At 65.8% G+C, this 12,919-nt stretch carries 10 protein-coding genes; 6 read left to right on the forward strand and 4 right to left on the reverse strand.

The window, feature by feature from the left end:
• Nucleotides 1-172: 172 nt before the first annotated feature.
• The 3 genes from GA615_RS01850 to GA615_RS01860 are packed head-to-tail and all read left to right on the forward strand — an operon-like array spanning nucleotide 173 to nucleotide 4,047.
• Nucleotides 173-1,084: a sulfide/dihydroorotate dehydrogenase-like FAD/NAD-binding protein gene (locus GA615_RS01850; RefSeq protein ID WP_152049542.1), complete on the forward strand. Its 912-nt coding sequence runs from the start codon at nucleotides 173-175 to the stop codon at nucleotides 1,082-1,084.
• Nucleotides 1,081-2,538 carry an NADPH-dependent glutamate synthase gene (gene gltA / locus GA615_RS01855; RefSeq protein WP_152049543.1) on the forward strand — a complete coding sequence of 486 codons (1,458 nt, stop codon included), beginning with the start codon at nucleotides 1,081-1,083 and terminating at the stop codon, nucleotides 2,536-2,538. The genes GA615_RS01850 and gltA overlap by 4 nt, the downstream gene beginning before the upstream one ends.
• Before the next feature lie 39 nt (nucleotides 2,539-2,577).
• Nucleotides 2,578-4,047, forward strand: a complete 1,470-nt coding sequence (locus GA615_RS01860) for a hypothetical protein (protein ID WP_152049544.1) — start codon at nucleotides 2,578-2,580, stop codon at nucleotides 4,045-4,047.
• Between the two features lie 14 nt (nucleotides 4,048-4,061).
• On the opposite strand, the gene GA615_RS01865 is transcribed toward GA615_RS01860, so the two are convergent.
• On the reverse strand, nucleotides 4,062-5,669 hold the full coding sequence (locus GA615_RS01865; RefSeq protein ID WP_152049545.1) for an arylsulfatase: 1,608 nt from the start codon (nucleotides 5,667-5,669) through the stop codon (nucleotides 4,062-4,064).
• Between the two features lie 330 nt (nucleotides 5,670-5,999).
• On the opposite strand from GA615_RS01865, the gene GA615_RS01870 reads away from it, so the two are divergent.
• Complete coding sequence (locus GA615_RS01870; protein ID WP_161602109.1) at nucleotides 6,000-7,064, forward strand: DUF3466 family protein; 1,065 nt, start codon at nucleotides 6,000-6,002, stop codon at nucleotides 7,062-7,064.
• 37 nt (nucleotides 7,065-7,101) lie between these two features.
• Here GA615_RS01870 and GA615_RS27315 read toward each other — a convergent pair whose 3' ends face one another.
• The 3 genes from GA615_RS27315 to GA615_RS01890 form a co-directional block, all read right to left on the reverse strand.
• Nucleotides 7,102-8,244 (reverse strand): FliM/FliN family flagellar motor switch protein, encoded by a 1,143-nt coding sequence (locus tag GA615_RS27315; RefSeq protein ID WP_161602110.1) that lies wholly within the window; start codon nucleotides 8,242-8,244, stop codon nucleotides 7,102-7,104.
• Nucleotides 8,245-8,261: 17 nt separating this feature from the next.
• Complete coding sequence (locus GA615_RS01885; protein WP_152049549.1) at nucleotides 8,262-9,221, reverse strand: hypothetical protein; 960 nt, start codon at nucleotides 9,219-9,221, stop codon at nucleotides 8,262-8,264.
• A gap of 128 nt (nucleotides 9,222-9,349) precedes the next feature.
• On the reverse strand, nucleotides 9,350-10,891 hold the full coding sequence (locus GA615_RS01890) for a glycosyltransferase family 39 protein (RefSeq protein WP_152049550.1): 1,542 nt from the start codon (nucleotides 10,889-10,891) through the stop codon (nucleotides 9,350-9,352).
• A gap of 440 nt (nucleotides 10,892-11,331) precedes the next feature.
• Between GA615_RS01890 and GA615_RS01895 the strand changes: the two genes are divergently transcribed.
• Entirely contained in the window at nucleotides 11,332-11,988 is a 657-nt protein-coding gene (locus GA615_RS01895; protein WP_152049551.1) for a dual specificity protein phosphatase family protein, read from the forward strand.
• A gap of 397 nt (nucleotides 11,989-12,385) precedes the next feature.
• Nucleotides 12,386-12,895, forward strand: a complete 510-nt coding sequence (locus GA615_RS01900) for an N-acetyltransferase (protein ID WP_152049552.1) — start codon at nucleotides 12,386-12,388, stop codon at nucleotides 12,893-12,895.
• Nucleotides 12,896-12,919: the final 24 nt, after the last annotated feature.

Genomic DNA, 12,919 nt, shown 5'->3' on the forward strand with positions numbered 1-12,919 from the left:
GGCGGGTTCCCCTGTTCAGCCGCGACACGTGTTGCTACGATGGTGGAACGGGCTGCGCCTCAAGAGGGGGTGCTACGCCGGTCCAATCCGAGCCTCAGGGCGGGGCAATTGCCCGTCGCGAGTCGACGGGTAACGGTTCTTCGGCCACGTTCACCCCGTCCGGTAGACGATCATGTTTCCGATTCTCGAGGCTGAATTTCTCGCGCCTGAGATCAAACGTTTCGTGATCGAGGCGCCCCGAGTCGCCCGCAAACGCAAAGCTGGGCAGTTTGTCATCGTTCGTCTGCACGAGCGAGGCGAACGGATTCCCTTGACGATCGCCGACGGCGATGCCGATCGAGGTACAATTACCCTGATTGTGCAAGGGGTCGGCAAGACGACTCGCTTGATGAACCTGCTCGAAGCCGGCGACTCCGTGCTTGACCTCGTCGGGCCGCTCGGTGAGCCGTCGGATGTGCGGACGTACGGGACCGTCGTGGTCATTGGCGGCGGGGTCGGAACCGCGATCGCCTGGCCGACGGCCAGGGCGATGAAAGAGGCCGGCAACCGCGTGGTAGCGATCGTCGGGGCCAGGACGAAGGAACTCGTTCTGCTCGAACCGGAACTCCAAGCGATCGCCGACGAGCTGGAGATTGTCACCGACGACGGCAGCTACGGCCGCAAAGGGGTGGTGGTTGACCCCCTTTGCGAACGGATCATGCGAGGTAGTCGGATCGACCTGGTGCTGGCGATTGGTCCGGTCCGGATGATGCAGGCCGTTGCCGAGATGACCCGCCCCTCGGGCATTCGAACGATCGTCAGCCTGAACTCATTGATGGTCGATGGCACCGGGATGTGTGGCGGCTGCCGCGTGGCCACGAAGGACGGGACGCGCTTCGCCTGCGTGGACGGGCCGGAGTTCGACGCCCACATTGTTGACTTCGACGTGCTCGCCCGGCGCAATCGAACCTACTCGGCGTGCGAGGCGCAATCGCTGAAGGCCTTCCAGGCGAACCCGAAGGCCGCGCTGGATGCGGTTCGCCACTCGTGCCGGCTCGACCAGTCTCATCGTGATGAGAGCATGGCGGAGGTGGCTTCCCGATGAGTCGCAACACCCTGCCACCCAAGGAACGGACGAAAATTCCTCGCCAGGCGATGCCCGAGCAGGAGGCCGAGCTCCGCCGACACAATTTCGCCGAGGTGAACCAGGGGCTTACCGTCCTTGGCGCCACGACCGAAGCGTTGCGATGTCTCGAATGCGCCAAGCCGGCCTGCGTGGCGGGCTGCCCGGTCGGCGTGAAGATTCGCGACTTCGTCGAGCTGATTTCGGCGGGCGACTACCTCGGTGCGGCCAGCAAGATCCGAGAGGACAACGTGCTGCCGGCGATCACCGGGCGCGTTTGTCCTCAGGAAACGCAGTGCGAGGGGTGCTGTATCCTCGGCAAGAAGTTCGAGCCGCTGGGGGTGGGCTACCTCGAACGGTTTGTGGCCGACTACGAGCGCGAGCATGGCATGGTTGGCCTGCCGGAGATCGCTCCCCCGACCGGCAAGCGGGTGGCGATCATCGGTTCCGGCCCGGCAGGGTTAAGCGCCGCGGGCGATCTTGTTCGTTGGGGGCACGCGGTCACCGTCTTCGAGGCGCTGCATGAGATCGGCGGCGTCTTGATGTATGGGATCCCCGAGTTCCGCTTGCCGAAGGAAATCGTCCGGCAAGAGGTCAACACACTTGGGCAAATGGGGGTCGAGTTCCAGACCAATGTCGTCGTCGGCAAGACGGTGACGATCGACGAACTCATGACCGAGGACGGCTACGATGCCGTGCTGGTCGCCACGGGCGCGGGCTTGCCGAAGTTCATGGACCTTCCCGGAGAGCATCTGTCGGGGGTTTACTCGGCCAACGAGTTCCTGACGCGCGTCAACCTGATGCATGCCAACGACTTCCCGAATTTCGACGAGCCGGTCTTCGACTGCCGGGGGCAGGACATCGCCGTCATCGGCGGCGGCAACACGGCGATGGACGCCGTCCGCACGGCTGCCCGCCTGGGAGCCCGGACCAGCACCTTGATTTATCGCCGGACCGAGGCCGAGATGCCCGCCCGGGTCGAGGAGGTCCGCCACGCCAAGCAAGAGGGAATCGACCTCTTGACCCTGGCCAATCCGGTTGCGTTTCTTGGTGATGACGAGGGACGCCTGACGGCGGTGCGATGCATCCGGATGGAGCTGGGCGAACCGGACGACTCGGGCCGACGATCGCCGGTGCCGATCGCCGGGTCGGAGTTCGAACTGCCGGTGGCGATGGCGGTGGTCGCGCTCGGCACGGGGGCGAATCCGCTGGTGCAATCGTCGACCCCTGACATGGCCACGAACCGCAAGGGGTACATCGCGGCCGATCCAGAGACCTTGCGGACCTCGAAGCCCGGCGTGTTTGCCGCGGGGGACATCGTGACCGGAGGTGCGACGGTGATCCTGGCAATGGCCGCCGGTCGCACGGCCGCCGCGTCGATCCGAGCGTATCTCGACACCGGCCGCTGGAATGAGGAGTCTCCTTCGCCTGCCTGACGATCGCGAAGGAGGATCGGGCGACGGAGTGATTGTCAGGTGAATGGATCTGCCATGTCGCTTCGAGTGGCCCGGGTGCTGGTGCTGGTCGGTTCGGTTCTGCTTCTGGTGGGGCTCGGAATCGTGCTGCGCGATCCGAGCATCCCGCTGGGGGTTCCTGGGGAATGGACCTGGGCCCGGCTTGGCGAGGCGGTCGAGCCGGTGGCCGTCAACATCGGCCTGGGCCTGGCCGGCCTGGTGTTGTATGTCGGTTTTGTGGCGATCGGACGGCGCGACCTGGGCCGATCGACACGCGGGTGGCGTCGTGAGGCGCTCTGGCTGGGTGCGTTGCTGGTCATGGGGGTGTTTGCCCAGCTCGCCGCCCTGACGGCCGCGCCGCCGGGGTATGGCACGGCCAAGATCGTGACGCTCGCCATGAGTGGGTCGAGCGGCTATTACAACGTTGCGCGGACGGAGATGGCGGATGTTTCCGAATTCCTCGGGGCGTATCCCGAATGGATTCGTGAACAAGATGTTTATCATATCGGCACGCATCCTCCGGGGTTGTTTCTGACAACCCGAACGGCGCTGGCGGTGATGGATGCGTTTCCGGGGCTGGCCCGGAGAATCGACGAGGCGTTGCCGGTGGATCTGGCCAACGCCTTTCGGGAGATTCTCGGCCCGATGCCGAGAGCCGATCGCGCGGCGTTGGTTCTGATGGCTTCGCTGACGTTGCTGGCCTGCGCGAGTACGGCGGTGCCGCTGTATCTGTTGATGCGTGGGTCAGGGTATGACGCGGTCGTGTCGTGGTCGGCAGCGAGTTTGTGGCCCCTGGTCCCTTCGGCGATTCTCTTTCAACCCACGGCGGACACGGCGTTTCCGTTGCTGGCGGCCTCGGCGCTGGCGTTGGCGACGCGTCGGGGGCCGATCGCAGCGGCGGTGTCGGGAGTGATTCTGGCGGTGGGGATGGTCTTCACGCTGGCGTTCCTGGCGGTGGGGCTGATGGTCGGGCTGATGTTCGCCACGGCCCCCGAGGTGCCGATTCGGCGCAGGGCAGGGTTGATCCTCGCCACGGGGGTGGGGTTCCTGACGCCGACCTTGCTCGGGTGGCTTGCCACCGGAGCGAACCCGTTTCTGATCTGGTGGTGGAATCAGGCCAATCACGCCGGGTTTTATGTCGAACACCCGAGGCAATACGCGGCCTGGCTTTGGATCAACCCGGTTGAGCTGGCCGTGGCGCTCGGATTACCGGCGTCGGCCTGGGCCGTGGTGGGGCTGGCGAGCGGCCGTGCGCCTCGGGTTTCGTGGATCGCGCTAGGAGTCCTGGTCGTACTGACCCTGAGCGGGCGAAGCCTCAGCGAGGTCGCCCGGCTCTGGATCCCGTTCTGCCCGATGCTGCTGGCGGCCTCGGGAGCCGGACAGGCTCGGCTCGGGGGAGGGGCGGTGACCCTGGCCGTGACCGCCCTGTTGATGGCGCTCCAGGTGGTGATGATGCAACTGACGATCCAGGTCGTCTATCCGGACGTGTGAGGATGTTCGCCTTACTACCTTGCAATGGGCCAGGGGGCGACGCCGCAGCGATCGGCCCACGCATCGTAGAGGGCAGACAGTTCGACAACCGTTTCGGGATGGGCTTCGGCCAGGTTGTTCAACTCGGTACGGTCGAGGGTCAGGTTGTACAGTTCCCACGGTTCCCCGTGAGGGGCGACGAGCTTCCAGTCGCCCAGGCGGACGGCGCGGTTCCCCTGGTGTTCCCAGAAGATCGCTCCGCGGTCGATGGGTTCGCCCGCGAAGGCGGGGACGAGGCTGTGGCCTTCGAGCGGTAAGGTCGGGGTGCCGTTGCGCGTCTTGGGGTAGGTGGCCTCGGCCAGTGCGAGGCAGGTGGGCATGAGGTCGATGACGTGGCCGGGTTGGTGCTCAATCTGCCCGTTGCGGTCGATGCCTCGGGGCCAGTGGGCGATGAACGGGGTGGCGATCCCGCCTTCGTGGGTGCTCATCTTGAACTTGCGGAAGGGGGTGTCGCAGGCGTTGGCCCATTCCAGGCCGGCGCTGGCGTAGGAGAGGCCGGAGCCGAGCGGGGCGCCCGGCTCTCCCCGGCTGAAGCCGCCGGGACCGCCCTCGGCGGAGCAGCCGTTGTCGGAGAGGAAGAGGATGAGCGTGTTGTCCAGGGCGTCGGCCTCGCGGAGTGCTGTGACGAGCCGCCCGACGGACTGGTCGAGCCGATCGACCTGAGCGGCATAAATGGCCATGCGGCGGGCGCGTTCGGCGCGTGCGTCGTCGGAAAGGTCGCTCCAGGGGGCGGCCTCCGGGTCTCGGGGGCTGAGGGGCCATTGCGGGTCGATCAGGCCCATCTTGAGTTGTCGTTGGTAACGGGCCTCGCGGACGGCATCCCATCCGAGGTCGTAGCGGCCTTCATATTTGGCGATGTCTTCGGGGAGGGCCTGCAAGGGCCAGTGGGGGGCGATGTGGGCGAGGTAGAGGAAAAACGGACGATCGGAGGCGGCGGCATCCCGAGCGAACCGGATGGCGTGATCGGTGAAGACATTGGTGACGTAGCCGTCGTCGGGGAACTCGACGCGCTGGTCGTCCTCGACAAAGAAGACTTCGGTGCGGATCTGGAGCGTGTCCTTGAAGTAGACGCCGCCGCCGGAGGGGGTGCCGTAGTAGCGGTCGAAGCCTCGGTCGAGCGGCCATCGGCCGGGGGCTGAGCCGACGTGCCACTTGCCGGCCATCAGGGTCGCGTAGCCGGCGGGGCGGAGGGCCTCGGCAATCGTGACGCATCGGTCGTTGAGGTAGCCTTGATACGACGGCAATCCTCGGTCGCCCACCATGTGCCCGACCCCCGCCTGGTGCTGATAGAGGCCGGTGAGCAAGGCCGCCCGGGTCGGGCAGCAGCGGGCGGTGTTGGTGAACTGGGAGAAGCGGAGGCCATTCTCGGCCAGGCGGTCGAGGTTCGGCGTCTCGATTTCGCCGCCGAAGCAGCCGAGATCGGAATAGCCCAGGTCGTCGGCAAGGATGATAACGATGTTCGGTCGCCGCGGCTCGTCCTCGGCGTTCGCGGCCGCGACCGCGAGGGGGGCCACGAACAGGACCACCGAGGCAAGGGTTCCCCATTGTCGAAGCACGTGTCGAATTCTGGAACGATCGATCATGGGGTCGTGCTCCTCGCGTTGGGGCTTGATTCCGTCTGCGCGATGTGACCGTTGGACGATACACGGGACGGCAACCGGCCGCCACACCCATGCGCAAAGGGCACGGGGATCTCGGCCGGACTGAATTATCGGTGTAGGGCAAACGAGTGCTGATCTCAAAGAACTCAAGAACCTTCGCGTTGACGACCGCAGGGTTCCCTGCTAACGTTCGCCGGATTGCATCCAATCGTTGAGGTGAGAATGTTCGGCTCTTGGGTCAACACCTGGTCGGGGTGAAGGAGTTCGGCAATGACGCTCGGTTCGATCGAGTCACGCCGGCTGATGGTTTCGATGAGTGCTGCAGTGGGGTGGATGCTCGTGCTCTCGCTCTCCTCTCCCCGGGCAGAGGCCGGGGCGCTGTATACCATCCGGAACCTCGGCACCTTGCCGGGCGGCGACCGGTCGGAGGCCCGGGGGCTGAATCACCGGGGGCAGGTCGTCGGGAACGCCTATCGGCCGTATCAAGGGGGGCCGAACACGGAACTCGTCGGGGTGCGCTTCGAGCCGGACGGGACCATCCGCACCGAGGGGGGATTCCTGGGTTCCCACTGGGGGAGGGTCGGGGTCGACGAGTCGGGGCGGGTGGCTCGCGAGGTCGCCCCGGTCGCTTTCGAATACGATCAGTACACCGACCTCAATGAGCGTGGTCAGGTGACCGGGACGGGCGGCTTCGTGGACGGGACCGACCCGTACCGGGTCGGGTATCGGGCCATCCTGGTCGATGGTGGGAACCGGGTGGATCTCGGAACACTCGGCGGTCAGTCGTCGGTCGGGTATGGGATCAACGAGGACGGTTATGTTGTTGGATCAGCTCAACAAGCCAACGGAATTACCCGGGCCTTCCTGTATCGCGATGGCGAGATGATCGACCTGAGCCCGGCCCTTGGGATCGACTCCCGCGGTTGGGCCATGGCCATCAACGACCATGAGCAGATTGTGGGGAGTGTGTTTCACGATGCCGGGTACAAGGGCTTTCTCCTCGACGGCGAAGAGGTGATCTGGCTCGGGAAGAATGTCGCCCCCTCCGACCTGAATAACCAGGGTGAGGTGGTGGGAAGCGTCACCGGGAATGATGGTTCAGCGCGAGCATTCCTCTTCCGGGACGATCGGGTGATGGACCTCAACGAGATGTTGCCCGAGAATTCCGGCTGGATTCTGGAGGAGGCGATCGCGATCAATGACCTTGGCCAGATCGCCGGGACCGGCACGATCGACGGCAAGCGTCGGGCGTACTTTCTGACACCCCTTTCCGAAGGCGGCCCGCTGCCCGACCCAATTCCCGAGCCGGGGCCGATCGCCGTGTTTGGCCTTGCGGCGGGTTACGTTTGGTTCCGCCGGACCCGGCACGGATGCTGATCGGCAAGGCTGAGCGATCTCTCAAAGCATCGGCAACTCAGACGAACAGCCGCGTGATCCGCACGCCGAGGCCGCCATCAAGCTGGACGAGGGTGCCGCGGGCGACCGGATCGCCGCCGGAGGTGATGAGGATTGGGTCGTCGGTGGATCGGCCCAGGTCGAGCATGTCGCCAGGGCGCAGGTCGGCGACCTGGGCGAGGGAAAGATTGAGTCGGCCCAGCTCGACGGCGAGGCTGACAGGGGGATTGGCGGGTGCAGGAGCGTCGGGCATGGCGGAAGCCTCCGGGCTTCGGGGGATCAGGCTGAGGATCCTCAGGGAGGAACCATCCGGTTCGGAGTACCGAGCCAGGGCAAGGGCTCGTGCGTGAGGGGCGTTCCCTTCGCCCAGAACAAGCAGGACGGGGCGGCCATCGGCATTTGCGATCACTTCGGCGGTGAGACCTTCGGGAGGGGAGAGAGACAGGACCTCGCCTTCGATCGGTTCAGGGCGACCGTCGGGAGGAATGAGGGTGCCGGCCACGACCCGGACGGGGATCCGCAGCGCGGCGAAGCGTTGAGCGATGGCGTCGGTGATCGGCGGGGCGGGTGGCTCATCGACGAGGGCGAGGCCCAGGAGCATCTCGGGAACCCACAAGCGGACGACCCCGTGGACCGGGCCGACCCGGAGCGGCCAGGCGAGGGTGACGATCGGACCGAGGCCGTCGGGCGGGAACGGTTCGGGGCCGATGCGGTCGAGGTACAGGTCCCAGGGGCCGAACGGGCCTGGGGCCTCGGCCAGGCGGTCGAGCAGGCGGGCGACGACGAACCCGAGGATGCCCCACTCGATCGGGGAGACCTGGAGCTTGTGCTCCGCCTCTTTCCGGTCGAAGCCGAGCAGGCGATCGACGATGGCATGGGCGAGGCTCGGCTCGATCCCGAGGCCGATCCGTGTTCCCAGGCGAGGCCAGGAACACTGCGCGATTGCTCCGGGACGCTTCAGGCCCGAGGCGCGGGGGATCAGGTCCACGTCGTCCAGGACGATCGAGGCGCCGATCATCGCCTCCAGCTCGTCGAGCAACGGGCGGAGGGTGGCTTCGCTACGTCGTAGTCGGTTGGCCAGGCGGGCATGGCGGCGAGCGAGCACCGGCAAATTGCCAAGCGGATCGGGATCGGGCTCGGGAGGGATCGAACGGTTGCTCATGCGTCGTCTTCCGGCGATCAGGACGGTTCGGCCAGGATGAGCGGATCAATGCGGCCTTCGCGGGCCAGCAGGACGATGGCCGCGCGGAGCAAGGCGGCTTCCCAGTCCATCAGGTCGGCCGACGGAAGGGGGAACATCTCAGGCTTCATGAACTTATGCAAGTCTCGAGCGATATGATACGGCAAGTGTTGCAAGGCCCATCGCGCCCGGTGGGGCTCGACCTCCGTCAGCAAACGGCCGAGCGAGCCGAGCCCGAGCCGAGCCGGGAGGTTGTGGACGGGGTTGTCTCGGGCCTCGACCCGAAGGGCGGCCAGCTCGGCAACGGCCAGGTCGACCAACTCGAGGCGGGGGGCAGGCAGGGAGGCTCGCAGGGTCTGGAGCCGTGTCCGGTCGCGGGCTCGGACGGCGTCGTACTGCTCGGCGTAGGCGAGCTTGGCCAGGCCGAGGGCGGTGAGGATGCGGGCGTAGCCCCTCGCGTCGAGTGCAGCGATGACCCGGACGATCGGTGGGTCGTCGTCGCGTCGGATCGGGCCGCCGACGAACCGCTCGCCGGCGAGGGTCAAAACCCAGTCGAGGGCCTCGGGGTCGGGCGGATAGGTGGCGACGACCTCGGGATCGGGCGCGTCGGCAAAGGCGCGACGGAGGGCCGGGCCGACGGGATCGGGGGCGTAGGCGATCACGGCCTGGCGGATCGAGGGCGATTCCTTCCGCAGGGCGCGAACCCACCAGCTCGGGTGAATGCGAAACAGGTCGGGGTGGGCCTCGGCGGCGTGGTCGTTCGCCAGCCGGTCGCGGGCCGAGGCCGGCGGGAAGCGGTAGGCGAGGGTCGGCAGTGCCTCATCCAGTCGACTTCGCCAGGATTCCGAGAGACGATGCCAGGCCGGGTCGTCGTCGGGTCGTTTGCCGAAGGCGAGGAAGGCCAGCAACAGGGCTTCATCGGCAGCGCTCAGGGGTCGATCGGTCTCGGAAGCCGGCACGATCGGCACTCCCGTTCGGAGGGTCCGGCGGTCGTCGTGGAGAGGTGCTGTCCATGCTAGCAGGGCGGACGGTTGACCGCACGGGCGCAATTGGAATCAAGAAGAAGTCGCCAATCCGAGTCTTCCCGTTATCGGCCCGGAGGGGCGTCGAAGCGGAAGGGCCGGGTTTGTCGGACGCAGCGAAAGAGGCGCACCGGGCGGATCGGGACGCCGCCGCGGACGATGTCGAACGAGGCGATCGGCTCGATCCGCTCGAACCAGCGGTCGAAGCATTGGGGCTCGGTCGATCGGTCGTCGATGGCGACGAGGATGCCATCCTGGCCGACCCAATCGTCGGGTCGACTCCAGCCGGAGAATCCCCGGGCGTCTCCCTCGTGGTAGCAGAGGACCGGCGTATTGGGGCCGATCGCGTGGGCAAGCTGGCCGCTCACATGCCAGTGGCCGGTGAAGACGAAGGTGTCGGGCCGATTGAGCAGGCCCCGGCGGCGCAGTTCGTCGGCGATCTGATCCCAGCCGAACAGGTCGCGTGACGGGTCGGCCTCGGGAGGAAGCAGGGTGATTCGCTCCGAGCCGCCCCCTTGAAGCCATCCTGTGTTGACGTGGGCGAGGGCAAGGGTTGTCAGAATGATCGGGGCCAGGGCGATGAACGCGAGCCGTCGCCGCATAATCCGAGGCTGCTGGGCCAGGCGATCGGCCCAGGCCGCGCCCAGCGGGGGCATCAGGGCTGAGACGCCGATCAACCCCCAGTGTGGCAAGACCGGTCGGATGGCCGAAACCGCCATGAAGAAAAAGAAGGGGACCAACGCCAGGCCGAGAAAGAGGCGGTCCCATCGGCGGCGATCGGGGTCGGGGGACGGATGCCGAATGATCCGCGCCGCGACGAGCATCAGTGCCGCGGCCATCCACGGCAGCAGGTAGAAGACCTGAGCGACCATTGCCCCGAACAGCGCGGCCGGGTCGATGGTCAACGGTCCCGAGGCCCGAGCCCCCTGGAAGACGAACGAGGCCCACTCGTTCCGGGCGTTCCAGACGATCACCGGCGAGAAGAGGAGCAGGCCGACCGCCGTTGCCAGGTACGGGCCGGGCGTTTTCAAGACACGCCGGGCGGTCGGCTCGACCAGGCAGACGGCCAGGAACCCGACGGGGAGGAACACCGCGTGGTATTTGCAGAGCATCGCCCCTCCCCAGGCCAGGCCGACGCCGAGCCAGGGGACGAGCCATCGTCGAGGGTCGGTGTCGAGGGCTGTGATCAGGCGATCGATCGTCAGGAGCCAGAAGAAAAGCAGGGGGCCATCCGGCAGGACGAAGGTCCCGACCGCCGCCCCGAAGAACCACGAGGCGTTCAAGGCCAGGGCCGCCGGGGCCGCCGCCGATTCCCCGTACACCCGGCTCGCCAGGCGAGCGATCAGCAGGGTGGATCCGGCAAACAGCAGAACGAAGCCGAGCCTCAGGGTGAACAGGGAGCGCTGGCCGCCGCCGATCGTTTCGCCGAACAACGCCACCAGGGCGACCATCGGGGGATGGTCGAAGTAGCTCCAGTCGAGGTGGTCGAGGTAGAGGGCGTAATACGCCTCGTCGTTGCCCGACCCGAGCATCGCGGCCAGGATGAGTCGCAGCATCGTGGTGACGACGACGATCCCGAGCACTCCTCTTGCCGGCATCCGTGCCATGGTCTCGGTTTCCTTCGATCGGAACAATCCGGCCTCGGGTCTGGGCGATTGCCCGAACCGTCTCGGAGCATGGCCGCGACCGCTCCCGATGCCAAGAGGAATTGTTCAAGGAAACAGGGAGCCGAGGGCGATCTTTTCGTTTTGGAGCCTCGTTCGCGTTTGGCACTTCGCTTGAAAAAGGGGAACTCAAGAGGGACGGACTTCAACCGTCCGCGAGTTGCCCATGTCCCCGATTGGAGGGAGACCGAGGGAGTCTTCGTGAAGAAAATGCTCCGATTTCGAACCGCGTCGAGCGGTCTTGCTGTGATTGGTGGACCCTGCTAGGATTCTTCCGCGCTGGGCGGGGTGCCCCGAATGCGGGATGTCCGAAGCACTCGCCGATCGAGACCGAAGGAACCCGATCCCGGCCCTCCCAAGGACGGAACGGAGACGACTGGCCCATGCTTTCGCGCCGCCGCCTCATTCTTCGCTGGACCCTGATCGTCGCCGCTGGGCTGTTCGCGGTCGAGCAAACCTGGCGTCACACGTATGATTACGTTCTGCCCGAGCAGTTCGCCGTGGTGGACGAAGGCAAGGTCTACCGCGGGGCCTGGCAGATGACCTGGCCCATGAAGCGGATCGTCCGTGAACATGGGATCAAGACCGTTGTGGCGCTGGCTCATCCTCCCGGAAGTGACTGGGTGAAGCAGGAAGCCGCCCTGGCCGAGGAGATGGGGTTTCAGTTCGTTCACGTTCCGATCGTCGATGACCGGACGGATGAGGAGAGCGAACTTCTCTACGACCGCATCGAGGAAGCCGCCGACGCCATCGCCAACCCGGCCAATCAGCCGGTCTACTTTCATTGCCACCACGGGGTGAACCGGGCCTCGATGGTCCACATGGCGTACCGGATGCTCTACGAGGATTACACGATCGACGAGGCCGAGGCCGAGATTGCCCGCCAATTCGGCTTGAAGAAGGTGGACAAGGGACCGGATTATCGCCACATGCGGGGGTTCTACGAGGACCGAGTGCTTCCTCGACGCCTGGCTCGGGCCAAGGGAGAGACGGCCCCTCACCAGGATCGGGGCAGTGAGCAACCTTCCGTCCGTCAATAATGACCGCTTTGAGGCAATCGCGTTCTGAGCGGAGGCCGCGTTTCTCGGAAAGTTGGCTGAGTCCAAAGAATTCATCCTTCGCTAGGTTCCGTGGCAGGGGACCAGCCGACTCAGGCTGCTCCCCTCTGATTCATGGATATGACGATGTCCTGGTTTGACTTCTTGGCGTATTGTCTGACTTCTGTGACGTTCTGATCCGGGAGAAGCCGCCAAGGCCGGAGAAACCTCTGCCGATCTTGCCTCCAGAGGTTCTCGGGCGTTACAATGATCGATTCACGTCTGCTCGGGCGTGAAGGCCGTGCGTTCTTGGGTTCCGTTCCAAGGTTCGTGTCGAACGGCGCTGGGCCTCCTCGAAGTGAATCGGGGACAGGTCGACGCCGGAGGGAGGATTCCTGGATTGAAAATTCGCCCCGCCAAGGTCGGCGACGTGCCGACGATCAACGACTTGATCCGTACCTTTGCCGACCGCAAGCTGATGATCCGCCGATCGCTCGGCGAGCTGTACGAGTCGATCCGCGAGTTCGTCGTCGCGGTTGATGAGAACGGCACGGTGGTCGGTTGCGCGGCCTTGCACGTCTTCTGGGAAGATCTGGCCGAGCTGAAATGCCTGGCTGTCTCCGAGACGGTTCAAGGTCGGGGCGTGGGACGAATGCTGGTCGATGAGTGCTGGCAGGCGGCGCGAGAGATGGACCTGGATACGGTCTTCACCCTGACCTATGTGCCGGAATTTTTCGAGAAGTGCGGCTACCGCCAGATCGACAAGGCGGAACTGCCGCATAAAATCTGGAACGAGTGTGTCCGCTGTCCCCTGTTCCCGAACTGCCATGAGACGGCCTTGATCCGCACCGCCGAGCCGGTGGAGGAGGCGGTCCGGGAAGCCTTCGCTGCGGCTTCGGCGGGCCGTTGAGCCGGGACTAGCTCAGAAAAGTTC

Source organism: Tautonia marina, from assembly GCF_009177065.1.
In the GTDB taxonomy this organism is placed as follows: domain Bacteria; phylum Planctomycetota; class Planctomycetia; order Isosphaerales; family Isosphaeraceae; genus Tautonia; species Tautonia marina.

Excerpts from the sequence above, each read along its gene's own strand:
- GA615_RS01850 (WP_152049542.1), top strand. The coding sequence starts at position 173 with ATGTTTCCGATTCTCGAGGCTGAATTTCTCGCGCCTGAGATCAAACGT.
- gltA (WP_152049543.1), top strand. The coding sequence starts at position 1,081 with ATGAGTCGCAACACCCTGCCACCCAAGGAACGGACGAAAATTCCTCGC.
- GA615_RS01865 (WP_152049545.1), bottom strand. The coding sequence starts at position 5,669 with ATGATCGATCGTTCCAGAATTCGACACGTGCTTCGACAATGGGGAACC.
- GA615_RS01870 (WP_161602109.1), top strand. The coding sequence starts at position 6,000 with ATGAGTGCTGCAGTGGGGTGGATGCTCGTGCTCTCGCTCTCCTCTCCC.
- GA615_RS27315 (WP_161602110.1), bottom strand. The coding sequence starts at position 8,244 with ATGAGCAACCGTTCGATCCCTCCCGAGCCCGATCCCGATCCGCTTGGC.
- GA615_RS01890 (WP_152049550.1), bottom strand. The coding sequence starts at position 10,891 with ATGGCACGGATGCCGGCAAGAGGAGTGCTCGGGATCGTCGTCGTCACC.
- GA615_RS01895 (WP_152049551.1), top strand. The coding sequence starts at position 11,332 with ATGCTTTCGCGCCGCCGCCTCATTCTTCGCTGGACCCTGATCGTCGCC.